The 25,836-nt window shown below is 38.2% G+C and carries 28 protein-coding genes; 11 read left to right on the forward strand and 17 right to left on the reverse strand.

Annotation, left to right across the window (positions count from 1 at the left end; all coding sequences use genetic code 11):
* Window positions 1–42: 42 nt before the first annotated feature.
* Window positions 43–717 (reverse strand): glutamic-type intramembrane protease PrsW, encoded by a 675-nt coding sequence (gene prsW, locus ABC382_RS08265; RefSeq protein ID WP_004232588.1) that lies wholly within the window; start codon window positions 715–717, stop codon window positions 43–45.
* A gap of 84 nt (window positions 718–801) precedes the next feature.
* Here prsW and ABC382_RS08270 point away from each other — a divergent pair, with 84 nt between their 5' ends.
* Window positions 802–1,770 carry an asparaginase gene (locus ABC382_RS08270; protein ID WP_322610419.1) on the forward strand — a complete coding sequence of 323 codons (969 nt, stop codon included), beginning with the start codon at window positions 802–804 and terminating at the stop codon, window positions 1,768–1,770.
* On the opposite strand, the gene ABC382_RS08275 is transcribed toward ABC382_RS08270, so the two are convergent.
* From ABC382_RS08275 to ABC382_RS08305, 7 genes are all read right to left on the reverse strand, one after another.
* Window positions 1,750–3,321, reverse strand: coding sequence for an aminotransferase class V-fold PLP-dependent enzyme (locus tag ABC382_RS08275; protein ID WP_322610418.1), 1,572 nt, complete (start codon window positions 3,319–3,321; stop codon window positions 1,750–1,752). The two genes, ABC382_RS08270 and ABC382_RS08275, sit on opposite strands and share 21 nt — an antisense overlap.
* A gap of 4 nt (window positions 3,322–3,325) precedes the next feature.
* Window positions 3,326–3,886: a glycerol-3-phosphate acyltransferase gene (locus ABC382_RS08280; protein ID WP_274796333.1), complete on the reverse strand. Its 561-nt coding sequence runs from the start codon at window positions 3,884–3,886 to the stop codon at window positions 3,326–3,328.
* 59 nt (window positions 3,887–3,945) lie between these two features.
* Window positions 3,946–4,911 (reverse strand): YpdA family putative bacillithiol disulfide reductase, encoded by a 966-nt coding sequence (locus ABC382_RS08285; protein ID WP_274796332.1) that lies wholly within the window; start codon window positions 4,909–4,911, stop codon window positions 3,946–3,948.
* A 113-nt stretch (window positions 4,912–5,024) separates the two neighbouring features.
* Window positions 5,025–5,786 carry a metallophosphoesterase gene (locus ABC382_RS08290; RefSeq protein WP_274796331.1) on the reverse strand — a complete coding sequence of 254 codons (762 nt, stop codon included), beginning with the start codon at window positions 5,784–5,786 and terminating at the stop codon, window positions 5,025–5,027.
* A gap of 113 nt (window positions 5,787–5,899) precedes the next feature.
* The gene (locus ABC382_RS08295; protein WP_274796330.1) at window positions 5,900–6,640 is read right to left on the reverse strand and encodes a LysM peptidoglycan-binding domain-containing protein; all 741 of its coding nucleotides are present in this window, start codon (window positions 6,638–6,640) and stop codon (window positions 5,900–5,902) included.
* Window positions 6,641–6,726: 86 nt separating this feature from the next.
* Window positions 6,727–8,169: a RecQ family ATP-dependent DNA helicase gene (locus ABC382_RS08300; RefSeq protein ID WP_322610417.1), complete on the reverse strand. Its 1,443-nt coding sequence runs from the start codon at window positions 8,167–8,169 to the stop codon at window positions 6,727–6,729.
* Window positions 8,170–9,201 (reverse strand): YpbB family protein, encoded by a 1,032-nt coding sequence (locus ABC382_RS08305; RefSeq protein ID WP_274796328.1) that lies wholly within the window; start codon window positions 9,199–9,201, stop codon window positions 8,170–8,172.
* A 106-nt stretch (window positions 9,202–9,307) separates the two neighbouring features.
* Between ABC382_RS08305 and ABC382_RS08310 the strand changes: the two genes are divergently transcribed.
* The 3 genes from ABC382_RS08310 to ABC382_RS08320 all read left to right on the forward strand — a co-directional run bounded on the left by ABC382_RS08310 (window position 9,308) and on the right by ABC382_RS08320 (window position 11,225).
* Entirely contained in the window at window positions 9,308–9,556 is a 249-nt protein-coding gene (locus ABC382_RS08310; protein ID WP_274796327.1) for a ferredoxin, read from the forward strand.
* Between the two features lie 136 nt (window positions 9,557–9,692).
* On the forward strand, window positions 9,693–10,286 hold the full coding sequence (locus ABC382_RS08315; RefSeq protein WP_322610416.1) for a hypothetical protein: 594 nt from the start codon (window positions 9,693–9,695) through the stop codon (window positions 10,284–10,286).
* A 156-nt stretch (window positions 10,287–10,442) separates the two neighbouring features.
* A complete protein-coding gene (locus ABC382_RS08320) occupies window positions 10,443–11,225 on the forward strand; it encodes an enoyl-ACP reductase FabI (protein ID WP_274796325.1) in 783 nt (260 codons plus the stop codon).
* A 48-nt stretch (window positions 11,226–11,273) separates the two neighbouring features.
* Here ABC382_RS08320 and ABC382_RS08325 read toward each other — a convergent pair whose 3' ends face one another.
* Window positions 11,274–12,002, reverse strand: a complete 729-nt coding sequence (locus tag ABC382_RS08325; protein ID WP_274796324.1) for a sulfite exporter TauE/SafE family protein — start codon at window positions 12,000–12,002, stop codon at window positions 11,274–11,276.
* Between the two features lie 24 nt (window positions 12,003–12,026).
* On the reverse strand, window positions 12,027–13,232 hold the full coding sequence (locus ABC382_RS08330) for an MFS transporter (RefSeq protein WP_322610415.1): 1,206 nt from the start codon (window positions 13,230–13,232) through the stop codon (window positions 12,027–12,029).
* A 291-nt stretch (window positions 13,233–13,523) separates the two neighbouring features.
* Between ABC382_RS08330 and ABC382_RS08335 the strand changes: the two genes are divergently transcribed.
* Together ABC382_RS08335 and ABC382_RS08340 are read left to right on the forward strand one after the other, a co-directional pair.
* Entirely contained in the window at window positions 13,524–14,348 is an 825-nt protein-coding gene (locus ABC382_RS08335) for a methyl-accepting chemotaxis protein (protein ID WP_312505677.1), read from the forward strand.
* A gap of 14 nt (window positions 14,349–14,362) precedes the next feature.
* Window positions 14,363–14,908, forward strand: coding sequence for a GNAT family N-acetyltransferase (locus tag ABC382_RS08340; protein WP_322610414.1), 546 nt, complete (start codon window positions 14,363–14,365; stop codon window positions 14,906–14,908).
* Window positions 14,909–14,947: 39 nt separating this feature from the next.
* On the opposite strand, the gene floT is transcribed toward ABC382_RS08340, so the two are convergent.
* Both floT and ABC382_RS08350 read right to left on the reverse strand, forming a co-directional pair.
* Complete coding sequence (gene floT / locus ABC382_RS08345; protein WP_274796320.1) at window positions 14,948–16,501, reverse strand: flotillin lipid rafts scaffold protein FloT; 1,554 nt, start codon at window positions 16,499–16,501, stop codon at window positions 14,948–14,950.
* Window positions 16,502–16,516: 15 nt separating this feature from the next.
* The gene (locus ABC382_RS08350) at window positions 16,517–17,047 is read right to left on the reverse strand and encodes an NfeD family membrane protein (RefSeq protein WP_313470677.1); all 531 of its coding nucleotides are present in this window, start codon (window positions 17,045–17,047) and stop codon (window positions 16,517–16,519) included.
* 153 nt (window positions 17,048–17,200) lie between these two features.
* Between ABC382_RS08350 and ABC382_RS08355 the strand changes: the two genes are divergently transcribed.
* Window positions 17,201–17,578 (forward strand): hypothetical protein, encoded by a 378-nt coding sequence (locus ABC382_RS08355; protein ID WP_274796318.1) that lies wholly within the window; start codon window positions 17,201–17,203, stop codon window positions 17,576–17,578.
* Between the two features lie 154 nt (window positions 17,579–17,732).
* On the opposite strand, the gene ABC382_RS08360 is transcribed toward ABC382_RS08355, so the two are convergent.
* From ABC382_RS08360 to ABC382_RS08380, 5 genes are all read right to left on the reverse strand, one after another.
* The gene (locus tag ABC382_RS08360; RefSeq protein WP_274796317.1) at window positions 17,733–18,467 is read right to left on the reverse strand and encodes a hypothetical protein; all 735 of its coding nucleotides are present in this window, start codon (window positions 18,465–18,467) and stop codon (window positions 17,733–17,735) included.
* Window positions 18,468–18,939: 472 nt separating this feature from the next.
* Window positions 18,940–19,731: a GNAT family N-acetyltransferase gene (locus tag ABC382_RS08365; RefSeq protein WP_322610413.1), complete on the reverse strand. Its 792-nt coding sequence runs from the start codon at window positions 19,729–19,731 to the stop codon at window positions 18,940–18,942.
* The gene (gene abc-f / locus ABC382_RS08370; RefSeq protein ID WP_322610412.1) at window positions 19,724–21,526 is read right to left on the reverse strand and encodes a ribosomal protection-like ABC-F family protein; all 1,803 of its coding nucleotides are present in this window, start codon (window positions 21,524–21,526) and stop codon (window positions 19,724–19,726) included. Before abc-f ends, ABC382_RS08365 begins: the two co-directional genes overlap by 8 nt.
* A 104-nt stretch (window positions 21,527–21,630) precedes the next feature.
* Entirely contained in the window at window positions 21,631–21,771 is a 141-nt protein-coding gene (locus ABC382_RS08375; RefSeq protein ID WP_322610411.1) for an RAxF-45 family protein, read from the reverse strand.
* Between the two features lie 161 nt (window positions 21,772–21,932).
* Complete coding sequence (locus ABC382_RS08380; protein ID WP_312505686.1) at window positions 21,933–22,961, reverse strand: AbrB family transcriptional regulator; 1,029 nt, start codon at window positions 22,959–22,961, stop codon at window positions 21,933–21,935.
* Window positions 22,962–23,179: 218 nt separating this feature from the next.
* On the opposite strand from ABC382_RS08380, the gene ABC382_RS08385 reads away from it, so the two are divergent.
* Genes ABC382_RS08385 through ABC382_RS08400 form a run of 4 tightly spaced genes read left to right on the forward strand, consistent with a single transcriptional unit; the run spans window position 23,180 to window position 25,833 of the window.
* Window positions 23,180–23,629, forward strand: coding sequence for a LytTR family DNA-binding domain-containing protein (locus ABC382_RS08385; protein WP_322605344.1), 450 nt, complete (start codon window positions 23,180–23,182; stop codon window positions 23,627–23,629).
* 1 nt (window position 23,630) lies between these two features.
* Window positions 23,631–24,032 carry a DUF3021 domain-containing protein gene (locus ABC382_RS08390; RefSeq protein ID WP_274796312.1) on the forward strand — a complete coding sequence of 134 codons (402 nt, stop codon included), beginning with the start codon at window positions 23,631–23,633 and terminating at the stop codon, window positions 24,030–24,032.
* Between the two features lie 5 nt (window positions 24,033–24,037).
* Window positions 24,038–24,958 carry an ABC transporter ATP-binding protein gene (locus ABC382_RS08395; protein ID WP_322605345.1) on the forward strand — a complete coding sequence of 307 codons (921 nt, stop codon included), beginning with the start codon at window positions 24,038–24,040 and terminating at the stop codon, window positions 24,956–24,958.
* A complete protein-coding gene (locus ABC382_RS08400; RefSeq protein WP_322605346.1) occupies window positions 24,958–25,833 on the forward strand; it encodes an ABC transporter permease in 876 nt (291 codons plus the stop codon). Before ABC382_RS08395 ends, ABC382_RS08400 begins: the two co-directional genes overlap by 1 nt.
* Window positions 25,834–25,836 lie beyond the last annotated feature (3 nt).

A 25,836-nucleotide genomic window follows, 5' to 3' on the forward strand; every position in this document is an offset into this window, starting at 1 on the left:
ATAAAGAAATAAAGCGTAGAAATCTTTGACGATTTCTACGCTTTAAATTTTCTTTTGCATATGCAAATGTTGAACTAGATGGTAATGGGCAAGCTTTACTTTTCGCAAGCCAAACCACCATAAAAACAACATAAAAGGAATCATTAAATAAACCCAGTGACCTTTGAATGATAATATTGTATTGTATAGAATGTGAAGTACAACAGGTGCACAAAGCGCCATTGCAATCATTTCTTTTGTCTTTACAAGCTTCGAAAACTTAGCACGTCCATAATAATAGCCCATGACGACACCGAACAATGCGTGACTTGAGACTGGTAATAAGGCTCGCATGAATGCCGTGTCCAAGCCAAAAGAAAGTAAATAAAGGACATTTTCAATTGTCGCAAAACCAAGTGATATGCTGGCACCATACAATATACCATCATAAGGGTCATCAAATTCTATATGATTGTAAATGGCAATTAATAGAACAAACCATTTAAAAAACTCTTCAATAACACTAGAAAAAAGGACGTCTTGAAGATAAAGATATCGAAATACCCCTTCCTCTGTTAATACATACTGTAAAAACATGATAGGGAACGTTAAGAATGCACCGTATAAAAACGTTTGTAGTAAAGTTCTTCTTGGCTCCGTAGCCATCTGATTGCGCAAATAGAAATAACTAAAAAGCGCTAGACCGGGAGCAATGGCAGCAGATAATAAAATGATCATGATGCCGGCTCCTTTCAACAATAGACTGCTATTATTATACCATGTAATGACAAAAAAACTTTTTAAAAGGAGATTTTATTTTTTATGAAAAAGACAATTTTATTAATTCATACAGGCGGCACAATCTCCATGGCCATGAGTGCTGAAGGAGCGGTCATGCCAAATATAGAAAATCCACTCATGAAGGAAAGTAATAAACTGGCATCCCTTGCAGACATCATTGAAATAGAAGCTTTTAATCTTCCATCTCCTCATATTACACCGAAAGAAATGCTGCAATTACGCCATGTCATGATGGAACAAATTATGTCACAGCAAATCGATGGAGTTGTCATTACACACGGCACTGACACTTTGGAAGAAACTGCTTATTTCTTAGAGCTAACAACAAATTTATCCATTCCGATCGTGCTAACAGGTGCAATGCGTTCATCTAACGAACTAGGGGCAGATGGCATTTATAATTTAGTGGAGGCAGTTCGTGTAGCTGTTGATGATGAAGCTCGTGACAAAGGAGTATTGGTTGTGATGAATGATGAAGTTCATCTTGCGGTTAATACAACAAAAACAAGCACAAGTTCAGTAAATACTTTTCAATCCCCTCAGTATGGACCGATTGGATTGATTACAAAATCACGTATCTTATTCCATCATGCACCTATTCGTAGACAATATGTAGAAGTTGATAATTTATCAAAGCGTGTAGCAATGTTAAAGGTTTATGCCGGTATGGAAGAAGATTTACTTGATGTTGTGCTTGCTTGTAAATATGATGGTGTTGTGCTTGAAGGCTTAGGACAAGGAAATGTCCCACCATCTGTTGTAAAGGGCATTGAAAGCCTTATACAGCGAGACATTCCTGTTATACTTGTTTCCCGCTGCTTCAATGGTATTGCAGAGGGTGTTTATGGTTATGTTGGCGGCGGTAAAATGCTAGAAGATTTGGGCGCAATTTTTGCCACAGGGATTAATGGTCAAAAGGCACGTTTAAAATTATTAATTGGACTTAATACTACAGGCTCTCCGTTAAATTTAAAGGACTTTTTCCTGTAAAGTCAACGTCTCTGTCTTTATGACCTTTTCATAGTAGCTCAATATTTCGCCAAGTCGTTGGAGGGCTTCATCGAAATCTGGTTGAATAACCGAAAATTGGAGGAATCCCTTTTGACGTAAATAATGGCTATCACCATGCACGAATAGTCCATTTAATGCTAAATCAATGTGTAAGTTTGAAAAGGTGCTCGGCAGTTGAACAGTTACCAACATTGGATATTGAACTGTTGAATATTGATACTGCATGATCGGTAGCTTCAGCAATGCCTTAAAGCGTTGCTGTAGTTGCTCATACCTTTCTGGATAGGCTTGCAATGACCTATCAACATTGCCAAGTAACACTGCTGGGAGCGTAAATGGTATGGCTCCTTGCTGATAATTAGCTAAATCTAGGTAAGTAGGAAGCGTGGCAGATGATGGTGCAAGTGATTGAGAGAAAACAAAAGCTAGCCCACTTAATGCACCTATAGCTTTACCACTCACGGCAGTTGCTAAATAGCAGTCTTGTAAAGAAAATGGCATGGCCCCGAACGTGCTGATACTATCTATGCACAGCTTTACCTGATAGTGTTTGGCGAGCTTACTAAGACTTTCTAAATCATTACAAGTCCCTGTAGAAGTCTCGCCATGTACTGCTAGCATCCATTGATAAGAACCTGTTGCTAACAGCGACGCCACTTCATCGAAATCAAACGCTGTCCCCCAGTCTTTTCTTACCACATCAAATTGTAATGACCAACGAATAGCTTGCTTTCTTAAACGTTCACCAAATTCTCCATTTGTTAAGATTAGTCCTTTTCCAACTTGTTGTTCCTTTAGTTGCGCAAGCATCACTTCATTTGCCAACGTCCCTGTACCAACGATGATGCCAACATGATTTGCTTTCGATAAATACAGTAACTTTTTTTGTACACGTTCATAGAGTGCATAAAATGGTAATGAACGGTGTGATAAATCTGTATAACCAATTTGCTCTAATTGCTTTACAGGCCCTGGATAAAAAGTAAAATGGTCCGCAGATAGTCTATGTTGTAGTGACTGCTCAAATTCATGTCTAGTAAGCACCATCGGTAAAAATAATGTTTCCTTTTCCCCTACCGCTGGCGCAAACTGTCTAAAACCCATTTGTCGGTAGAGCTTTTCTTCACGAGTTGTACCTGAAATCACTGCCGCTGTATAGCCTTTTTCGTAGGCAAATGTGTTTAAGGCCTGTGTAAGTTTTAGAAGTACACGCCCTGTCCGATAACCTCTTTTTACTGCAAGCAAGCGAATTTCACATAGCTTAGCACAATTTTCCTTCTCTAAAAACTGTTCAACCTTACCAATTTTTTCATCTATGGAAAATGGTCTTTGATCTCTAAATGCCAACATTCCAATTAGTTCTGTTTCCTTGTACACGACAACATACGTATTCTGTTGATGAAATCGGTCAACTTTTTTTCTTGTCGCATTTGGTTTATGCTGTGGAATTTCTTCTACAAAAGTCTCATAATTCAGTTGGGCAATGGCCTCAAATTCCTCATTCGTTTGTGCAATTTTACACCAATACATCTCTTCACTTCCCTCTTGTCAACGACTCCTGAATATTAGACCTATGCTTGATGAGCATACATACAATGGCTAAGACTAACAGACTATAGAGCTCTAGTTTCCCTGCAAGAATGATTGCACCGACATAGAATATAAAGCCCCCGACCATGCCAAGTGTCAAACTTCTTGTAAAAACCATCACAAACGCAGTTCCTATAATCATCCAAAAAAATAGGCTCGGAGATAGAGCGAGACCTACACCAATAAAAGTAGCCACACCTTTTCCCCCATTAAATTTCAACCAAATAGGAAATAGATGCCCCACAATAACCCATGCAGCACCCCCAATAATAATCCATTCATCCAAATGCCACAGATGGCCTAATCCGACTACTAGCACACCTTTCAGTGAATCCCCGAGCAAAGTCCAAATAAAGGCCGCTTTTCCAATAACACTTCCTGCATTTCGAGCACCTAAGTTTTTACTGCGCTCTTGCTGTAAATTAACCTTATATATCTTTCCAACGAAATAGGCCGTCATAAAGTTTCCTATTATATAACTGAATAGCCAGTACCACCCAAACAAAAAAGGCCCTCCTTGCTAAAAAGGCTGTATAAGCTACATTGCCTATACAGCCCATTTCATTATTTTCTTCTTTGCTCGATAATTTGAGCGATACATTCTCCGTGAAAACGCCCATTTTCGATAAAAATTTCATTTGCATTATTCCCAGCTGCAATGACGCCCGCAATAAATAATCCTTCGATATTAGTCTCCATCGTTTCTGGGGTAACATAAGGACGCCCTGTTTCTTCATCAATTTCTACTCCCATTGCTTTAATAAAGGAGTGATCTGGATGATAGCCAGTCATGGCAAAAACAAAATCATTTTTGATTATTTGCTCTTGACCATCTATTTCTAAAACAACCTCATGCTCGCGAATTTCTAACACATTCGTATTAAAATGCATAGCAACTTCCCCTGTTTTAACTACCCCTTCAAATTCAGGTAATACCCAAGGTTTGATGCTTGAAGAATATTCACTTCCTCGATAGGCAACCGTTACTCGGGCACCCGCTTTATTCAATTCTAAAGCTGCATCCACAGCTGAATTTTTACCACCAATAACTAGAACATCTGTATCGAAAAATTCATGACCCTCTTTAAAATAATGGAATACTTTCGGTAACTGTTCGCCTTGGATATTTAAATAATTTGGGTGATCATAGTAACCCGTTGCAATGACAACATACGGCGTTTCATACGTATCTTTATCGGAAGTAACCGTAAACATATCCTTATTTTTCACAACACTTTGTACTTTTTCAAAGCGATTAACCTGTATATTTTTTAAACGGACAACTTCACGATAGTAGACCAATGCTTGGTTGCGTTTTGGTTTACGTCCTTCAATAATAAAGGGTACGTCACCAATTGCTAAACGCTCACTTGTACTAAAAAATGTTTGATGTGTTGGATAATGATAAATAGCATTTACGATATTTCCTTTTTCAATCACAATAGGTTGTAATCCAATATTTTGCAAAGCTATTGCTGCTGCTAAACCACAAGGGCCTCCTCCAACAATAATTGCATCTGCTTGCTGCATTTCTTGACACTCCAATCGAATTGGACCAGCACAATTTGCTGCTCCATGCTTTCACATCATCATAGAATAGATGATATCTTTTTATTATACGCCTTCTCACAGATTTTGGTTGGTTATTTACTCGCAATATCAATATCAATATCAATAATATGACATTGCGGCTTAGCACCTAGTCTGAAAGGTACTAATGTCGTGCCATAGCCATTACTAACTAAGGTCATGACACCATCTCGCTCTCGATAAGAACCATTTGGATGTACACCATAGGGACCAAATCGAATCTGCCCCCCATGTAAATGCCCTCCCATCATTAAATCAGCATGGAACTTTGCACGAACTTTGGCAAAAACACCTGGATTATGAGCGATAAAAACAACCAAATCCTGCTCTCCAACCTTCGCAAAGGCCTTTTCAAAACTATATTCCTTCACCGTTGTATCTTCAATGGCACTTAGCCAAAAGCGATTTTTGGTGGGAAGTAGCACAGCATCATTAACGATGATTTGAACCTGGTGCTCTTGTAAAATGGCCTTCAGCCTTTCCTCTCCAACTTCTCTGTCATTATTCCCCCAAACAAAGTAGGTTGGTCCGATAGAAGTTACTAATTGTAAATTTTCATGAATTCGTGCAATGGGTGTACGACTATCTGCAAAGTCCCCACCAATGATGACAGCATCAAAATGGCCCTCTAACCGGTCAATCATTTTCTTATTTATTTTACGCAAATGAACATCTGAAATAAAAAATAATCGTACCTTCTCCTGCTCACCCTGTAATGTTAGCTGGTGATGCAAAACATTGTTTTCATGCGCTACCTTCCACATATAAAGTAGAAAGGCAATAGCTATTAATAGCAATAGCCCTAAATATAGCATTCCCTCACTTCTCCTTACGACAGCAAAAAGGCGATTCTTCTTAACAAACGAATCGCCTTTTTGCTAAATCAGACATACGTTTTGGTGTGAACGTTTGTCTGTTATTTTATACATTAAGGTAGTTTTATTACTTGACCAACCATGACAGTATTCGAAGACATGCCATTGGCTGCGCGAATTTTTGCTAATGTCGCTTCACTGCCATCGCCATAATGATTTAATGCAATGCGGTATAAGTTCTCATTTGCTTTCACAGTATGTGTACTTGCTTTAGCATTTTGTTTTGCTTCTTCGGCTTTTTTAGCCTCTTCGGCTCTTCTCGCAGCCTCCGCCTGTTGTTGAGCTATTCTAGCTTCCTCAGCTCGTTTTGCTGCTTCGGCTTTTTCAGCTGCTTCGGCTTTTTTCGCTTCTTCAGCCTTCTTAGCCTCTTGCGCTTTTTTCGCTTCTTCCGCGGCCTTTTGTTCAGCCGCTAGTTTATCTGCATCTTTTTGAGATTGCTCCTGAGCTTTTTTATCAGCCTGACCGTCTTGATCCTTTTTATCTTGATTTGATGCAGATGCTTCTGAAGGATCTAATTCGACGACCTGTTCTGCTGTATCCTTCTCAGCTTGTTCAATCGTTTTTCCTGGTTCATAAAACTTCCAAAAATAAATGAGTATCGTTAATGGAATAAGGATAAAAATAACAAAAAGAATTGTCATTAATGGTGTTTTTCGTTTTGAATTTTTTGGCTTTTTGTTTTTATTGCCATTTTTGTTCATTCTGGAAACTCTCGATAAAGACTGCTCTTTTTGTTCATCTTCAAATGATTGACGATGCTCTTCTATTTTATCGCGATAATCTTCTTTATTCATTCGCCTTTCCCCCAACCTTACTACGCTTTCTATCATTTCTATTATGACGAATTTTACGAAAAAAGTAAATGACCGTCAGTTTTAGTCTAAATACCCATTAAAAGTTGCTGCAATCGACTTACCCATGACATCATTTCCATTTTCTTATCTTCTTGTAAGCGTGTTTTCTTGATTTCATCATAATGGATTCCACAATTTTCACAACAGTTTTCCGGCCTTTTCTGCAATTTTTGCCCAAAATACCCGACTAAATGTTCACGAATACAGTCTTTTGTCTGAATGATTTTAAGCATTTCGTCCACTGCACGGTACTTCTCTAGGGCTAAATGATTTAGTCGGGCCTTTACTTGTTCCGTAGATTCTTGTTGAATCCAGTAGTCCAACACTCGAAAGGCTGTCTCACTCAACTCGCCATTCTTTAGCATTTGTGCTGGCTGGATTTGCTGATTAAGTAATTCCTGGTAGCGATCAACATGGTGAGGTGTCGGCAAATCACCTGTCACAACAAATTTCGCCTGCTCTTCATCTCCATCACTATACAGTAAAATGGCAAGCGCAGAATGACCATCTCGACCGGCACGTCCAATCTCCTGCATATAATTCGCAATATTGCCAGGCATAGATTCATGTATTACTTGGCGTATATCTAGTTTGTTAATCCCCATGCCGAAAGCATTTGTTGCTACTATCCAATCCAGTTCACCATCTATAAACTGTTGTTGGATAAACTGACGGTCCTCTGCACCATAGCCCGCATGGTATGCAGCAGTCCGAATACCGGCTTGTAAAAGGGCCTCGCTGTATTGTTGCGCACGTTTACGAGAGGAAACATACAAAATACCTGGGCCTGCCGTTTCTTTAATATGTTGCATGAGCCACTTAGATTTATCAGCCTTATCCTCTACTACAATGCGACCTAAATGAATATTTGGTCGGTCCACATTATACATAAACTCAAATGGAGCCTTAAGTGATAGGGTCTCCCTAATATCTTGAACAACCTTTTTCGTTGCTGTTGCTGACAACGCTAAGATTGGTGGACGATTTCCCCTCGAAAACCATTCACCTATGCGTAAATAATCCGGCCGAAAATCAAATCCCCATTGTGAGATACAATGCGCTTCGTCTACTACAATTAATCCTAGCTTTATGTGTGCTAGTTTTTCTTGTACCTGCTGTTGAAGGAGCATCTCTGGTGATGTAAAAATAAAGCGATACTGTTCTAAATAATGTAGCACATAGCGTTTTTCCGTGACGGTTAAAAAGGAATTTAGTGCAACAACCCTTTTTTCCCCGAAACGTTTCAGTTCCTCCACTTGATCCTGCATTAATGAGAGCAATGGCGAAACAATTAATACCGGCTTCTCTAACGTATAGGCTGGGAGCTGATAGCAAAGTGATTTCCCCATTCCTGTTGGTAATAACGCAATAACATCTTGTTCCTCCAGTATAGCTTCAATGACTTCTTTCTGCCCTGGTCGAAAGGATGAATAACCAAAATGCTTTTGCAATAATTGTTCAAGTTCCATTTAAACTTCTCCTTTCGCAAGGACAAGCCTTAATTGAAAATAACTCATATCATTTAAAGCTTCATGTAATATTTTTAATTTTTTTGTTTGATATTGCGCCGACGCCTGCCAAACTTTTTGTGCTTCTTCATATGAGACGAATGGTCCAATAGAAAAGTTCGGTTCATACATTGCTAATTCCACAAAATGATCCTCTATTGTACTTTGTTTTAACTTCCTCAATTGTACAATTTGCTCTATTGAATAGCCTTGTTCATATAATTGTGCTGTTTGTTGTGCAGAATCGGTTAACAATATTTTCACTTTTAATCCTTCTGCTATTTGCCCAAGTAAAGGATAATCATTATTTGTTTGATGCACTTCATTTAATAAAATATGTAGTGTTTCAATAAAAGCTAACTGACTATCAAGCACGGATTCCTTTCGTTCATCCGCAAGCTGTTGCCACGTCCAACCAGGTAATCGATGACCGCTTAAACGGTATAGAACTAGCTGCTTATTAGCATCTGAAATAGGAAGAATGTTAAGTACATTTGTACATTCTACTAATAATTGTTGCTGTAAATGCCCTTCTTTGTAATGGTGCCCCTGTAAAAATGACCGCACCCATGCTTGTATCGCTGGATCTCTACTGATGGGAGAAAACGAACGAACTGCTGCAGCTTGATGTGACAAACTTTGGACAATTAAAGATAGCCGGGCAAAAAAAACATGCTCATTCCCACGATAATGCCAACCATCAAAGAAAAAGCTCGGTGTTTGTTGGGCTCGCTGCAATCCTAGCTTTTCCATGTAGAAATGACCAGATTCCTGCACTTTTAACCAACTATATTGCATAAATAAGGTAACAGCCTCATCAAATGTAGCACGAGGTAGTTTTGGTAATAAGCCGAAATATGAATGTAACTGAAAAAGGCCAATATCTTGAATTGTCTGGCCTGAGCGCTTACCTCTTAAAACATGATAGGCAGCCGAAATTGTACGTTCATTATTGAGTTTTTGAAAGATTTGCAATAAAATTTGATGAAACATTGACGCAAATTCCTCCAATTTAATAGTATTTAAGTTGAAATGTAAGATAAACATCTTTAAAATGAGTATGAAGCTTTGTAGGAACATCGTTAAAGGAGAGAATAAAATGGCTAAATACACAATTGTTGATAAAGATACATGCATCGCTTGTGGCGCATGTGGAGCCGCAGCGCCAGACATTTATGATTATGATGATGAAGGGATTGCCTTCGTTATTTTAGATGATAACATGGGAACTGCTGAAGTACCAGAAGATCTATTAGAAGATATGCAAGATGCTTTTGAAGGTTGTCCAACAGACTCTATCAAAGTAGCAGATGAAACTTTCGATGGGGACGCATTAAAATACGAATAGTCTTCAATTGAATGTATACCCTAAAAGGCATCCTTCATTGGATGCCTTCTTATTGATTAAAATTATTGCTAATTTTTGCATCAGATAATAATCATATGGTCCATTCTATACATAACAATCTACTGGAGGAATGATGATGTTTAAGCAGTTACAAGTAGAGCATAGTTTATTTCATATTGATCAAGACCATATTGATTTATTTAAAACTCTTGCGGCAAAATGGCAAACAGTTTTTCCAGATGTATATGCAAAATGTTTGAATACGTTAGATTCATGGGCCAGCGTTTTAAATAGCTGGGTTTTCTTTAAATCTCAGCATACCGATGAACTTATTCTCAATCCTTCTAAAGCTATCTACTACTCAATCAATACATTTTTAATAGATGAGCTCAAAAAAATTCAAATAATTCGAAAAATAAGAGAATGTGATAATGATGACTTACAATACTTCGTTGCCTTTCAATTAGGGAATGCCATAGACTTGTGGATTTACAATACCGTTGAAAAAAGTGCTGAGTCTGATTTATTAGAGCTACCAGAGGAGAAGCCATATTTTCTCGCTTATTTAGAGGATGATTTTCAAACTGACAACGCTTCTTTTCATAGAGATCAAACAAGAGCAATTAAAGTTCTTGTGCAAGCTATTCGCACTCAAAATTGCTTTAGAATTGCTGTCAACAATGCAGTTAATCGAGCAATCGATATGTATGAATATCATGTTATAAAATAAATAGTCATTATTTAATTCGTCTCTTCTGGGATGAATTTTTTTTGCTATTTAACAGCCTCTCTTTTTATCTTATTATTGCAACGCTATTTTATGTATGATAAGATTTTAGTAGTTGGTACTAATAACAGATATTATCTCACAAAGGAGTTCTTCATAATGATGGATAATTTATTACAATTAAAAGATAAGAACATTGTTGTTATGGGTGTTGCAAATGATCGAAGTATTGCTTGGGGCATTGCGAAACGCTTATTTGATGTAGGTGCAAACGTCATTTTCACGTATCGTCAAGAACGCTCATTAAAAAAATTACAAAAACAATTAGACAATATTGGACAATCCGATTCTCTCATTGTTCAATGCGACGTAAATAGTGATGACAGTACAAAAGCAGCTTTCGATGAAATCGGCTCTAAGGTTGGCGTTATTCATGGCATTGTTCATTCAGTAGCTTTTGCTCATGCAGAAGATTTACACAATCGCTTCCTTGAAACAACACGTGAAGGCTATGCATTTGCACAAGATACAAGTGCTTATTCATTAATTTCAACAGCAAAAGCAGCTCATCCATACATGACTGAGGGTGGCTCTATTGTCACAATGAGTTACTTAGGTGCAGAACGTGTACTGGATGGCTACAATGTTATGGGTGTAGCAAAGGCTGCATTAGAGGCTTCTATGCGCTATCTTGCTGCTGATATCGGCCAAGATAATATTCGCGTCAATGCTATTTCAGCTGGTGCTATTCGTACTCTTGCTGCAAAAGGTGTCCCATCCTTTAATACAATTTTACACAAAATCGAAGAAACTGCTCCTTTAAAACGTAATGTTCAACAAGACGAAGTAGCAGATATGACGCTTGTGATGCTATCTCACCTATCACGTGGTGTCACTGGTGAAACAATCTACATCGATGCTGGCTATAATATTATGGGTTAACAACGAAAAAGTATGGAAGATGAATAATCTTCCATACTTTTTTTATGTCTACAGCATTGTCCATATACTTTGTATTAATAGCATCATGCCTGCAGCAAATAATAATAAATATACCAATTTTAAAAATAGCCTTTGATGAAGTTTTTTAAATACGATTTGTCCCACAATAAGGCCAATCAAAACAATTGGTAAGGCGTATAGACTATAGAGCCAAACCATTAAACTGGTGCCCTCAATCGTTAGTTGAGATAGTAAGCTAATTAGATAAATAAATATATAATAGGCTAATGAAGTTGCTCGAATCATTTCTTTATTCTTTTTCGTGCTCGCAAAATATAGTAATAACGGTGGTCCTGCCATGCCAATACTCGTTGTAAATATACCGGAGATGAAGCCAACACCGTAATCTCTACCGCTTGTTTGTTGAATGGAGAAATTTTTAATTAAAAGAATCGTTAACCCTAATAAAAGGATAGCGATGAGCAGTTTGAATGTCGTCACATCAACCAACGCAAAGAGTAAGCTACCAAAAGGTGCGCCTACAACGCTTCCTATAATCACCTTTTTGAGCAAGGTCAGATCAATATCCTGTCTTACTTTTAAAATCAAGGAAAAGGAAATAACAAGGGACAGAATTATATTCATTTGCATCGCCTCTTGCGGTGAAAAAAGCAGCAGTAAAAAAGGCGTAGCCATAATGGAAAAACCAAATCCTGTACTAGTTTGCAAAATCGATGCCGTTAGGATAATAAAAAAGAAAATAAATAATTCCTGCAAAACGTCACCTCACATCATCAAATGTTATAAAGTTGTTGCGCTATTTTGTTTAGCAATAATCCTATTTAATAAATAAGATAGCACACAAGCTATCACTAGAAATAGAGCAATCATCGCTATAACACCTACCCAACCGTATTTCACCCAAAAGACACCGCCTACTGTCCCACCAACACTCGAACCAAAATAATAGAAAAATAAATAAAGAGATGAAGCTTGTGCTTTATCGTGGGAGGCCCGTTTGCTCACCCAGCCACTAGCAATAGAATGAGCTGCAAAAAAACCAAAGGTAAAAACCGTAATGCCTATAATTTTTAAAGTAAGTAGTCCATTAAGCGTGACAATGGAACCTGCTAACATAATCGCAATAGCTAGTAACAGCATTCGTTGTCGACCATATCGATCAGCCAGACTACCAAACCATGCAGAGCTAAATGTTCCAACTAAGTAAATGACAAATATCCAGCCTACAATGGTTGCACTCAAATTATAGGGGGGTGCCATCAATTTGAAGCCAATATAGTTGTAAAGTGTAACAAAGCTCCCCATTAACACAAAACTTATACCATAAAGACATAACATAGAAGGGTCCTTCATATGTTGATAAAGTGTTTTGGCCAATGCTTTTAATTGTAGCGGTCGGGCGCTAAAATGTTTGGAACTAGGCAGCATCCAGACAAACAACACACTGACAAGAAGGCTAATTCCCCCTAGCACGATCATCCCTATATGCCAGTTATAATGATCCGTTATTGTGCCAATGATAACTCGCCCACTAAGCCCTCCTACTGAATTACCGCTAATATATAAGCCCATAGCAACCCCTAAGCTCGCTGGTTCCATTTCCTCTCCTAAATAAGCCATAGCGATTGCAGGTAATCCCGCGAAAACAATCCCCTGAAAAATGCGTAATATAATAATCGTTTCAAAATTAGGAGAAAATGCTAGTGCAAGCGTAAGGATAGAAGCTGCAAAAATCGAAATGGTCATCAACGATTTTCGTCCCCATGCCTCGGATAGCGAACTGACAATAATTAAACTTAATGCTAAAGCAAAGGTAGTTACCGAAAGAGATAAACTAGCCATAGCTGGTGAGACGTGAAAAATGTCTGCAAATGTTGGCAATAATGGCTGTGTTATATACAAGTTCGCAAAGGTAATAAAGCCTGCTAAAAACAATGCCCAGTTTGTTTTATGAAATGCTCTCGTGCCCTTTTGTATATACTCCATATATCTCTCTCCTTCACTTCTACAACGTACTACTATTATTCTAATACAATATTTCGCAAAACACACAACAGTTTGTCAAAAAACAGACAAAAATTTTATCATTTTTTACGAGGGATCCCCAATTTTAGTTGACAAAAAGAAATAATGCTATTTATTCATTTTTTTGAAATTTACTATTTTAGCTTAGGCAACTATTGTGCTACAGTAAAACTAGAAATCATCTAAAACCATTGTCACAAAAAAATTAGATGATCTACCTATTTTTCATTGACTATACTCGGAGGAACTTTTATGAAAATTATCGAGGCTTTAGCCCTAGCAGCACCTTATATTCATCTTGCATTAAAACAAGAAGCTATTGTAGCTGTTGTTGAAAAGGAAAGTGAAACAGTCGTTAAATATTTGGCAGGTAAACGTGTGGATACCGGTGATAAAGATGGACAAAAAGTAAATCCTAATGATCAGAATGTTTACATTGCCTTTAATGGACAAAATGCAGATGTGATTATTCCAGAGGAGGTATACGGCGTAGCCCTTAATGCTTTTTCATTCCCCATTCGTGAAAATGGTCAAGTTGTAGGGGCATTGGCTTTTGGTCTACCAATTGATAATGAACTAAAGCTCGAAAAATATATGGGTACCATGGATAATATTATCAACAGTCTACAAGATAAAGTACATACCATTGCTTCTCATTCAGAGGAATTAGCGGCGACAAGTGAGGAAATTAATAAGCAAGCGCAGCACGCATTAGAGGATTCTGAGAAAACAAATGCAGTGACCGATTTAATTAAAAGTATTTCACGCCAAACCAATTTACTAGGTTTAAATGCATCCATTGAGGCAGCTCGTGCTGGTCAGCATGGTGCAGGCTTTAATATCGTGGCACAAGAGGTTCGAAAATTGTCCTTTGAGACATCCAGCGCTACTGAAAATATAGAAACTTCTTTACGAAATATTAATAGAAATCTTGAAAATCTAAGACAAAATATGGGACAAGTCAATGATGCTACGAATGAGCAAGCACAGCTCGTACAGGATTTTAGCGAAATCATTGAAGAGCTGACTGTACTTAGTCGTGAAATGAAAGGCTTTATGCATAATGCCTTAAAATAAGTGAGGTGAACAATTTGCAGATTACAATTAATCAAGAACTCTCTTTACGGACAATTTCTCTTGGGGACACAGAAAAAGTATTTGCCTTAACGAATGCCTCTAGAGAGTATCTAAAAGAATGGCTACCATGGTTGGATTATACAAAGGAGGTAGCAGATACACGCACTTATATTGAGAGCTGTATCAAAGGACATGAAGCAAACAGTAGCCTCTCTCTCGTTATTGTCTTTAGAAACGAAATTGTTGGCATTGCTGGCTTTAATTCTATTAATGCTACTAATAAAATTGGGACGATTGGTTATTGGCTTAGTGAAGGAGCACAAGGGCATGGTATCATGACCAAAACAGTTAAAGCCTTATTACAATATGCCTTCGAAACATTGCAGCTTCATAAAGTAGAAATCCGTGCTGCTGAGGCCAATTACAAAAGTCGCGCGATCCCTGAACGACTTGGTCTAGTTAAAGAGGGGACGATTCGTGCAGCAGAATGGCTCTATGATCATTATGTAGATCATGTGGTCTATGGCATGCTCAAGAGTGAATGGCAGCAACAAAAATAAAAGTAGCGACCTGATGATAAATTCATCAGGTCGCTTTTATTAGGATTGTTCTACTGTTTCCTTCGTCTCTACGGCTTCAACAGGTGCTTGCTTTTTTTCTAGACCTAAAGCAATTTGTTCTAGTTCTGGTCGCAATGTATGCTTACCCGCATAACTTTCAATCAGTTCTTTCACATCAATCCCTGACGTTTCTTTTAACGTTTCCTGTAGTGTAGACATTAAATTGGTTGCATAGGATGTGACTTTATTCGCTCCACTGCCTTCTCCACCACCAGTATCGACAACTGTAATCTTATCGATATTGCCAAGTGGGCTTGCAAGCTCTTTTGCATACTCTGGCATCATGCGCACAACCATATCCAGCACAGCTGCTTGACCATAGTATTCAAAGGCTTCGGCAATCTTACGTTTAGCTTCAGCTTCTGCAAGACCGCGTAGACGAATAATATCTGCCTCTGTCTCCCCTTTTGCTCGTTCTGCATCCGCTTTAGCAAGACCGTCCAAACGAATTTTCTCCGCTTCCGCTTTTGCCAATGATTCAATGCGATATTTCTCTGCATCTGCCTGAGCAAGCTCTCGCATTTTTTCGGCTTCAGCATTTTGCTCTACCGCATAACGGTCAGCGTCTGCCTTTTTCTTCACTTCAGAATCATATTGCTTCTCGCGACGTAAAATCTCTTTTTCTTCTAATTCAATTTGCTTTTGACGTTCAATAATGCGAATTTGCATCTCTTGCTCCGTTACTTCCTGCTTTGCACGAGCTGTTTCAAGCTCATATGCTTGGTCAGCACGCGCTTTAGCAATATCCTGCTCGCGACGGAATTCTGCTACTTTTAATTGGTTTTCTTTTTCTGCTTCCGCAATTTCTGTTGCACGCTCTAATTCCGCCTTCTGGGCTTCCTTAGACGCCTCAGCACGCTTAATACGTGTTTCCTTCTCTGCATCTGCTGTTGCAATATCAGCATCACGTTTCACCTGTGCGATTCTTGGCTTACCTAGTGAATCTAAATAACCGTTTTTATCTCGTACATCCTTAATCGTAAAGGATACAATTACAAGACCCATCTTCGCTAAATCCTGCGAGGCCACACGTTGAACCTCCTGTGAGAATTTATCACGGTTTTTGTAAATCTCCTCCACTGTCATGGAACCTAAAATTGACCGCAAATGACCTTCTAACACTTCACGGGCTTCACCTTCTCGCTCCGCTTTTTGCTTTCCTAAAAATTGCTCTGCAGCTGTAGCTATTTCTGTGATAGAACCCCCAATTTTGATGATGGCTGTACCATCTGCCATGACCGGAACACCTTGCTCTGTGTACACTTCTGGCGTAGTCACTTCTAGTTTACTAGATAATAAACTTAACGGCTGTGCTTGCTGGAAAATGGGAAATACGAATGTACCTCCCCCACGAATAATTTTTATACGATTTCCTGACTCATCCTTATGTACATTTTTTGAGCCAAGATAGCTACCTGTCACAATCAGTGCTTCATCAGGACCCGCCGTACGATACTTTGTCACATACAATCCGACTAGCGCAATTAAAACAAACGCTACAATTCCTAATACAGTTAAAATTTCGGTTGACATAGATGTATCTCCCCTTTAAACAAATTTTTTCTCATACGTTCTAACAAAAAGTGTACCGTCCTTCACATCCACTACAAGTACGGTCTCATCATAAGCAATCGCTTCATTATCATAGCCAGTTGCCCGCTTTGAAATCATGCCGCTTGTCGTTTCGATGACAACCTCTCCAAAGCCATCTACTGGAATGGGAACAATGACTCTCCCTAATTGCCCACCTAGTGATTCCTCGGTATAAGCTAAAGAAACATCAGCAGACCGTAGCGGAACGAGAACGAATAAATAAAATAAAGTACTTAAAATAGCGCCAATGATACATGCAGCAATGATATTCCAAACGCTAGAGAATAAGGCTAGTTTTTCTAAAATAAATCCTGCTGCTGACATCAACGTAATGAAAGATAGAATGACACTCGGATTCAAAATGGGTAGTCCTTCCCCAATACCTTCGACAGCATCACCAAAAAACATAACTAATATTGTGGCAAGGCCAGCGAAAATCAAAACCACTAAAAAGATTTGTTCGAGTGAATAGCCAAATAGCGTCAAGTTGCTCACCCCTTTTCATCATATTACCTACTATACGGATGTCACATAGGAAAGTTTCAAAAATTTTCAAATATTTTCTTCAAGTATTATTTTTTTCTTTATGTCGAACCATGTTACAATAGAAAGGAATTATGGCAACTAAGGAGATACGGCATGAAGCTTTCGACTATCATCAATTTTGTTATTTTAGTATTTTTCACGTTATTATTCGTCAATGATTTCTTTCCTGACACTGCGATGGCTGCACTATTAACTAAAAAAATAATTCTACTGATATTAGTTGTTTTAGTCATCATACAGCTAGCTATCGACAAAGGTAGATATAAAAAATTATCCAAAAAGGCCTATATTGGTTTAACACTATATACAGTCGCGCTATGGATTGTTTTAACATTGCTTGGTGGTCAATCACAAATTGGCTTATCGTTCACAAGTCCTCTATTCTATATCATTGTTGTGTTGCTTGGACTTGATTTACTGCGTATTTCACGCCAAAGCAAACGGGAACAAACAGAAGAAAAAACAAAATAAGATTAGTGGTATCCGTCACTTCTACGGCTTAATCCACCGTTTTTTCTTTTCTATCCGTCACATTGTAGCTTTTATCGGGCAATTTGGCGTTTCTATCTGTCTACAAGATAAAAGCATGTCACCGACTGGCTCTCCAATCGGTAGACATGCTTTTTTAAGATTCTAATACATTTAAAATTTCATCCAGTTCATTAACAGCTAAATCTAAGCGTTCCTTTGCCTCGATATTTTGCTGTTTTAAGTGACTAAACTCTAGCAAATTTTTCTCATGTTTTAATTTGATAGATGATAAACGTTCAATTCGTGCCTCTACCTTTTCTATTGCTTGCTCACAGACTGTTGTCCACAGCTTTTCTGATTGCTGCATTTCCGTTGTAGATGGGTTGTGTTGTCGCATAATTCGAACATACACCATTTCTATTTGTTCTATTAATTCCGAATAAAAATGTCGCTCAACACGAGTAGTTTGGAATGTTGGATGCTCTACCTCTTTTGCATAAGGAGTAATTTGACGTAAGAGCTTTCCAGCATTTTCACCGAATGCATGCGATAAATTCAAGACATTCATTAATTGCAATAATAAACGGATTTCTTCTAAATTAATAAGCTGTGAATCGATGCTTTCCTTTAATTTTAAGGATTCCATATAGCGTCGATCAAAATGCTCAATTTCGCCGTTGCGTTGCTCTACTAAATGGACACTTGCATTATCTTTTAAGCTTTTAATATAGCGAATAGCATGGCTTTTTAGCTCTTCTATTGACAGCAAGTTGTCATTGTCTTGTTGTGGTTTTCCTCGTTGAACATACGCAAATGCATCCATTTTTTTGGGCCATTGTGCTGCTGGGGTTTCTTTTGAGACATTATAGCATATATAAATTCCGTGCATTCCATATCCTCCAAGTCCATTAAACAAGTATCTCTAAAGACAATAAATCGAATACGGTAATTTTTCAAGTAAAAAACTTTTAATAATTGAAAATCCTTCTTTTTAACAATAAATCAAAAATCCCGAATAGTATACTATTCAGGACTTTACTATTTTTCAGAAATCAAGACTTCCCCCTTTACAAGCTTGGTTCGCACACGATTCGAAACATATTCCACGACTAGAATGAGAATAACAAGCCCCAATAAAATAGAGCCTACCTGTGACCATTTGTAGGCGTTCGTCGCAAAAATTAAATGGGCCCCTATGTGGTAAAGGAAATACAAATCGACATGACAGAGCTAATTGCTGATTATATTTTAAAGCATTCTTACATCCAAGCAACCTGTAATCTTAACTGGCAAGTAACGTTCTAAAAAACGTCACCCAATTCCTTGTGAGTTTCACAGGAAATGGGCGACGTTTAATTGATTTAGACGTCTTGTCGTATTTCTTTAATGCTTTTACCTTCTGTAAAGGCATGAATGGATGTAATAGTGCCGACTGATTGAAAGTTTGCTTTGGCATAGACTTTCGCAACCTGCTCACTAATCGGTAAAATCCAAAGATACTCTAGTCCGAGCTTTACTGATTGTTGTTGGATATGCTGCAATATATAGCCGATTAGGCCACGTCCTCGATAGCTTTCAAGCGTTGCGACACTCTCAATCCGTCCTTGATTTCCTGAGATAAATATATTTGCTGTGCAACAAGCCACACCACCAAGTTTTAATAAATAGTACGTAAAGTTTGGTGAATGATAGGTTTGCTCAAATGCCTGTTTAATTAGAGTAGGCTCCCCAAATGCAGAAATGCTCATTTCTATTGCTAATGCTTCCTCCATATTCGTATCTGTTACCCGTTCAATTTGAATCGCAGGATTAGGCGTTAGTTGCACATACTCACCATTCCAACACTGGATATCATCCTGAAAATCTTCATATTGGAATCCGTTCTTCTCTAGTGCATCGAGACAAGAATGATTGTCTTCCACGTTGTATAGATACATCCGCGGGATCAGTGACTTTGATTGATAAAAATCCTTTATGTCTTGCAAAAAAACATTGGGATGATCAATCTTTCTCCAAATATGTGCATGATTTGCATCATAATAGGTTGGGATTGTCTTATTGTAAAATAAGGCTCCCTCTTTCCATTCTTCCATCTCACTAAAACTCTTTAAATAATCGATATCAAGTTGCATAATACGTTCTAAATTAAGCATTTCCTGTCCCCTCTTCCATCCAACGTTCATATAACTCCTCTAATTGCTTTTCTAGCTTCTGTCGTTGCTCTGTTGCAAGCGAAGGTTCCTGTAGTTTTGCCTCTATTTTTTCAATTTGTTGGTCAATCGAAAGCTCTTTCTTTGCTGGCTGCACTTTTGCGAGTATTTCTTTTTCAACCACTTTTTTCTTGGAAAATTCCTGTCTCTTTTGTCTTGCCCATTCATAATCTCCCTCAAAAACATGAATGACTTGATCCTCAATCCACGCCGTTTTCGCAAAGATCTTCTGTAGGAAATAGCGGTCATGTGACACACCAATAATAGTCCCCTCAAAGGATTCCAGTGTCTCTTCCAATACCTCTCTTGCTTCAATATCCAAATGGTTGGTCGGCTCATCTAATATCAATACATTAATATCCTCATGCATTAATTGTGCCAGGCGTAAGCGCATTTTTTCTCCGCCACTTAAATCCTTCACTTTTTTAAAGACATCATAGCCATAGAACAAAAATCGTGCGAGAATATGACGTGCTTCAGCCTCGGACACTGCGACACTCTCTCGGAAGGCATCAATTAAACGAATAGTAGGATTATGATGTTCAAACTGCTGAGATAGATAGCCGAATTTTACATTACTACCGATATGGCAGACACCACGATTGGGTACAATTTCTCCTACTATCATTTTTAATAAAGTTGATTTCCCACTACCGTTGCTCCCAACAATGGCTACCCTTTCCCCAAAATAGACGGCAAGGTTGCTGTCCTTGAATAAAGGTTTATCATATCCGTGATGAATAGCCTGTAGGTGCACCACCTCTTTACCACTGCGTTCAGCCATCGTGAGAGCTAAATTCATTTTCTTTTTAGTGATCGGCTTCTTCACTCGCTCGATGCGCGCTAATGCTTTCTCCATACTTTTAGCACGTCGATGCATGGAGGCATTGGGTGGGTTTGCTTCATTCGCCCACTGCTTTAATCGTTTTATCGTTTCCTGCATTTTTTTAATTTTCTTTTGCTGCTCTTCATAGTCAGCAAACTGCTGTTCAATCTTCGCCTCTTTTTGAGCCATAAAGGCATCATAATTACCGCTATATGTGAATGCCTCTCCATCCTCAATTTCAATAATTTTATGTGCTATTTGATTCATAAAATGTCGGTCATGAGAAACGACAATAACAATGCCATCAAAATTTCGCACATAGTGTTCCAGCCATTCAATTGCTTGCATATCAAGATGGTTTGTTGGTTCGTCCAGTAATAAAATCGAAGGCCTTTTTAATAAAATTTGCCCAAGCATCACCTTTGTTTTTTCTCCACCACTTAAGCTACTAAAAGGCTGATCCAGCATATCTGTAATGCCAAGTCCATTTGCAATCATTGCCAACTGTGCTTCTACTTCATATCCCCCTAGTAACATAAACTGCTCCTGAACTTGCCCGTATTGTAGCAGTATTTTATCTGTTACAGCCGACTGCATCTCTTGCTCAAGTGCCGTCATTTTAGCCTTTAAAGCATAAATATCCGCAAATGCCTCCTCCAGTACTTCTTGCACAGCATGTAGTGGATATTGTGGGATTTGATGTAAGTAGCCAATTGTGGCATCTTTACTTTTGATAATACGTCCCTTATCCGGTACATCTACGCCTGCCAATAGCTGTAATAGAGTAGTTTTGCCACTTCCGTTCACGCCAACAATGGCCACATGTTCACCGCTATTGACCTCGAGCTGTAAATTTTCAAATAATATATTTCCACCCATAATTTTTTGTATTTGTTCAGCTTTCATTTGCATCGTTTTTTCCTCCAATGAAACGTGCGAAAACATCTTTTAAACACAAAAAAGACTGCTCATTAACAAGCAGTCTTCTTCTCATTTACATTTGTGAAAAAGAATGGTTAATTCGCTACGTTTGTTATTTGATTTTGCTTAAAAATGGACAGACATATCCCGTTGTTAGCAAAATCGAAAGTAATTACACGTGCAAAATACATAGCTGTATCCACTTTTACACATGTTTTCGTAGCGTTTTTATTCATTCCTTTTCACCTCCGTTCGTCATAGTTATTTGTATCATAACATTATTCAGATTATTTGGAAAGGGTTAAATTTATTAGATTTTTCCATGTTACATGGCATCATTGACACTAGATGCTCGAACAATTAAAAAAACATGAAGGATGGGTCATTATCCTGTCCCTCATGTTTTCGCTTTTTTCACAAACATTTTCACCACAGGCACAAGGAAAACCGAGACCACTAATACACGAAATAATTGGAAAGCCGTAACAATCGTGACATTTGCGTGTACAGAAGCAGCGATAATCCCCATTTGATCTAGCCCACCTGGTACAACGCTTAAAAAGCCTGTCCTAAAATCGAGCTTATACAAACTAGTCATAATAAATGTTAACCCGTAGGCTGCGCCGATAAAAATGCCTGCTGATACAAAGGCATAAAAAATATGCTTCTTTGATAAATGTAAATCCTCTTTTTTCAAAAGTAATCCAATATAAATGCCTATCATTAGTTGAGCAATATGCAAAAGGGATAATGGCAATTTAGGCACTTCTATCCCAGCCATATTAATGCCCATCAATAAAAACACTGGACCAAGCATATAACCTGTTGGAATTTTAAGCTTTTGAGCAAGCCACCCAGCTAGTCCACAAACAACGAGGATAGCAACAAGGCTCCATGAATATGTTCCCTCAATAAGGGAACTATTGCTACCAGCGCCTGCCACCATTAATGGCACAAAGCCAACGATTAAAAGAACACGAAGGATTTGAAAAAAGGTGATGACAGCCATATCCATATCTCCTTGCTCCTCCGCAAATGCTACAACCTGTGACATTCCCCCTGGTACACAGCATGTCAGAGCAGTAGCAAAATCTATATCTGTACGTTTGGCTACAAGAAGACTCACAGCGAAAAATAGCACAATAAATAACACATTTAAAAGGATCATGCTCCCTAAAAAGAGCTTAATATCCTGAACGGCCTCCGGTGTAAAGGCATAGCCGATAGAATATCCGGCTACAATTAAACCAAAATTGCGGAAATAATGATGCCATTTCAATTGTACATTGGTTGACAATTGTACAATGAGCACCGCTGTAATCGCACCTAATAGCCAAGGCATAGGAATATGTAATAACTGAAAAACAACAGCGCCGATGAGGCCAATACATAATGTGATAAGCATATGTTTATCAAAAACAAACATTTTAGCAACCCCTTACAACTGGATAAGCCTATTATGACCTTTATTACCCCTTTTTTCTACCAGACTGACTTTGAGCTGTCTGCTATTGCTAAAAAAGAACCTGTTATGGAGGAAATTTAACCTCTTATCCAACAATTTATCCTGACTAAAATTTTCTATGCTACATTAGTATTACCTGATTCAGCGTTTCTCCAACCGGAGAATAAAGGAGGCCTCCTATGAAAATTCATCTAACCATCAATCATGAACTTGAAGAAACAGAGGTTCATATACACGCCAAGGAATATAACGAACAAATTGAAAGACTGATGAAACAGCTGCAAGCATCCCAAACTACTATGCTAGATGGATATTTTCAACAAGAAATTCATCTACTAAAAATCTCTGAAATTTATTCCATTTACGCAGAGGATGCCAAAGTATTTTTGCAAACGGATGAACAAGAATTTGAGTCAAAGCGAAAATTATATGAGCTAGAGGCACAGCTAGCGAAAGACTTTGTACGAGTAAGTAAATCCACCCTTGTTAATATTCAAAAAATTTCTTCCATTCAAATGGGCAAAATCGGTACAACACAACTCCTTCTTGAAAATGATGTAGCCATTCATGTCAGTCGAAAATATTTAAAAGAATTAAAGCGACACTTAGGTATTGGGAGGGATTCATAGCATGAGGTACTTACGCATGATGATTATTGGACTACTCATTTCACTTAGCTCTTCGTACATCTTAGTCACGTTAAGCCTCCTATCAAGCAATGAAGTTGCATTAGGTACAGAGTTACTAGAACAAATTATTATCGCAGCCATTCTTGGCATTGCAATTGGACTGCTATCCATCATTTTTGATATTGAGCCATTGCCTTTTACGATACAGCTTCTATTGCATTTAGTAGCGGTGACAGCATGTGTATTAACCGCGGGCTATTTTGGTCATTGGTTTGATTCCGGTGTATGGTATGTACTGATAGCGGAAGCCATTATTTACTTGATTGTTTGGTGTATTCTCTATGTTCTTCAATTAAATGATATTGAAAAAATGAATCAAGAAATTCAAAAGAGAAAGGATTAGCCTAGATGACCCTTGCGATAGAAGTTGAAAATTTATGTAAACAATATGGTGAACATCAAGCAGTCAAAGGCATTTCATTTACAGTTGAACAAGGCACGCTCTTCGCTTTTTTAGGTGCTAATGGTGCCGGAAAATCAACAACAATTGAGATTCTATGTACATTATTAAAAAAATCCAGTGGTCAAGTAACCATTAATGGTTTCACGCTTGATGCAAGCAATCAAAATGCGGATATCCGTAAATCAATCGGCGTTGTATTCCAACAAAATTTATTAGATGAGCGATTAACAGTGCGTGAAAACATTTTACATCGAGGCAGAACATACGGTTTATCGAAAAAACAGCTTGCTGAAAACTATCAATTTGTCTCTACGTATTTACATTTAGAAGATATTGACAAGCACAAGTATGGAACATTATCTGGAGGACAAAAAAGACGAGCTGATATCGCTCGCGCTCTTATTCATCGTCCTCAAATTCTATTTCTAGACGAACCGACCACAGGACTAGACCCTCAAACAAGACAATTTGTTTGGCAGGCCATTAAGCAGCTTCAACTTGAAACCAATATGACCGTTTTTTTAACAACACATTATATGGAGGAAGCTGCAGTCGCCCATCAAGTTGTTGTCCTAAAACAAGGGAAAATTGTCGCACAAGGGACTCCTGATGCGTTAAAGACTAAGTATACTTATGATTCAATGGCCCTTGTTTTCAAGCATCCTATAGATGGCGTCAAATGGCTTGAAGAGCTTGCCATTCCCTACACCGAAAAACAGAACATCTATACGATCCGTTTGGATTCTACTCTAGAAGCGCTCTCCCTATTAAAAAAGGCTGAGCCACTTATTTCCTCCTTTGAGGTCATTAAAGGGTCTATGGATGATGTCTTTATTCACATAATGGCAGAGGAGGATGTAGCTTAGTGGAAGCATTGTTAACTATAGTCCAGCGTAATAGTAAAGTATTTAGGCGAGATAAGACTCAAGTCTTTTTTTCGCTACTATCAGTCCTGATTGTCATTGTGCTCTACGCTGTATTTCTCCAAAAGATGCAAATTGATGCCATTGAACAAATAACCGAAGCGACACCAGAATTAATTACCCTTGTCAATGAATGGCTTGTAGCAGGATTACTGTCCATGATTGCTGTTACTACTACACTTGGGGCATATGGCATTGCCGTAAAGGATCAGGAATCCAAAACGCAGGCGGATTTTTTAACAGCTCCTCTTTCCCGTGCCACTATACAGATGAGCTATGTAGTTAATGCACTGATTATCGGAAGTATTTTTACCTTTATCGCCCTAATTGGCTGCGAGATATTTATTGTAGCAACCGGTGGTGAGCTTCTTAGCTTCCAAAGTTTTGTTCAAGTCATCAGCATTTTATTTTTAGCTGTCTTACTTGCAAGTGTCTTTAACTTATTCCTTTCGCTATTTGTTTCAACACAAAGTGCTTTCTCAACATTAGGAACAATCGTCGGGACAGTACTCGGATTTCTATGTGGTGTCTATGTACCACTAGGCGCACTACCAAACTTTGCTCAAAATTTAATTATGTACTTCCCTATTAGTCATACAACATTATTATTACGAAATGCTTTTATGGAAGGTTCTATTGCTCAAGTATTTGATGGTGTGCCAACTACCTATGTTGAGGATTATAAAATCAATTATGGCATCATCTATGACCTTCATGGAAATATACTTAGTACGTCAACTAGCTTTTTCATTATAGTCAGCACAACTATCATACTAGCAGCTGCGTCTATCATGCTTTTCAAAAGAAAATATAAATAAGAT

The sequence above is a fragment of the Lysinibacillus phoenicis genome (assembly GCF_047238325.1).
Lineage (GTDB): Bacteria > Bacillota > Bacilli > Bacillales_A > Planococcaceae > Lysinibacillus > Lysinibacillus irui.

Coding starts and splice junctions, on each gene's coding strand:
- prsW (WP_004232588.1), bottom strand. CDS start 717: ATGATCATTTTATTATCTGCTGCCATTGCTCCCGGTCTAGCGCTTTTT.
- ABC382_RS08270 (WP_322610419.1), top strand. CDS start 802: ATGAAAAAGACAATTTTATTAATTCATACAGGCGGCACAATCTCCATG.
- ABC382_RS08275 (WP_322610418.1), bottom strand. CDS start 3,321: ATGTATTGGTGTAAAATTGCACAAACGAATGAGGAATTTGAGGCCATT.
- ABC382_RS08285 (WP_274796332.1), bottom strand. CDS start 4,911: ATGCAGCAAGCAGATGCAATTATTGTTGGAGGAGGCCCTTGTGGTTTA.
- ABC382_RS08290 (WP_274796331.1), bottom strand. CDS start 5,786: ATGCTATATTTAGGGCTATTGCTATTAATAGCTATTGCCTTTCTACTT.
- ABC382_RS08295 (WP_274796330.1), bottom strand. CDS start 6,640: ATGAATAAAGAAGATTATCGCGATAAAATAGAAGAGCATCGTCAATCA.
- ABC382_RS08300 (WP_322610417.1), bottom strand. CDS start 8,169: ATGGAACTTGAACAATTATTGCAAAAGCATTTTGGTTATTCATCCTTT.
- ABC382_RS08305 (WP_274796328.1), bottom strand. CDS start 9,201: ATGTTTCATCAAATTTTATTGCAAATCTTTCAAAAACTCAATAATGAA.
- ABC382_RS08310 (WP_274796327.1), top strand. CDS start 9,308: ATGGCTAAATACACAATTGTTGATAAAGATACATGCATCGCTTGTGGC.
- ABC382_RS08315 (WP_322610416.1), top strand. CDS start 9,693: ATGTTTAAGCAGTTACAAGTAGAGCATAGTTTATTTCATATTGATCAA.
- ABC382_RS08320 (WP_274796325.1), top strand. CDS start 10,443: ATGATGGATAATTTATTACAATTAAAAGATAAGAACATTGTTGTTATG.
- ABC382_RS08330 (WP_322610415.1), bottom strand. CDS start 13,232: ATGGAGTATATACAAAAGGGCACGAGAGCATTTCATAAAACAAACTGG.
- ABC382_RS08335 (WP_312505677.1), top strand. CDS start 13,524: ATGAAAATTATCGAGGCTTTAGCCCTAGCAGCACCTTATATTCATCTT.
- floT (WP_274796320.1), bottom strand. CDS start 16,501: ATGTCAACCGAAATTTTAACTGTATTAGGAATTGTAGCGTTTGTTTTA.
- ABC382_RS08355 (WP_274796318.1), top strand. CDS start 17,201: ATGAAGCTTTCGACTATCATCAATTTTGTTATTTTAGTATTTTTCACG.
- ABC382_RS08360 (WP_274796317.1), bottom strand. CDS start 18,467: ATGCACGGAATTTATATATGCTATAATGTCTCAAAAGAAACCCCAGCA.
- ABC382_RS08365 (WP_322610413.1), bottom strand. CDS start 19,731: ATGCTTAATTTAGAACGTATTATGCAACTTGATATCGATTATTTAAAG.
- abc-f (WP_322610412.1), bottom strand. CDS start 21,526: ATGCAAATGAAAGCTGAACAAATACAAAAAATTATGGGTGGAAATATA.
- ABC382_RS08375 (WP_322610411.1), bottom strand. CDS start 21,771: ATGAATAAAAACGCTACGAAAACATGTGTAAAAGTGGATACAGCTATG.
- ABC382_RS08380 (WP_312505686.1), bottom strand. CDS start 22,961: ATGTTTGTTTTTGATAAACATATGCTTATCACATTATGTATTGGCCTC.
- ABC382_RS08385 (WP_322605344.1), top strand. CDS start 23,180: ATGAAAATTCATCTAACCATCAATCATGAACTTGAAGAAACAGAGGTT.
- ABC382_RS08390 (WP_274796312.1), top strand. CDS start 23,631: ATGAGGTACTTACGCATGATGATTATTGGACTACTCATTTCACTTAGC.
- ABC382_RS08395 (WP_322605345.1), top strand. CDS start 24,038: ATGACCCTTGCGATAGAAGTTGAAAATTTATGTAAACAATATGGTGAA.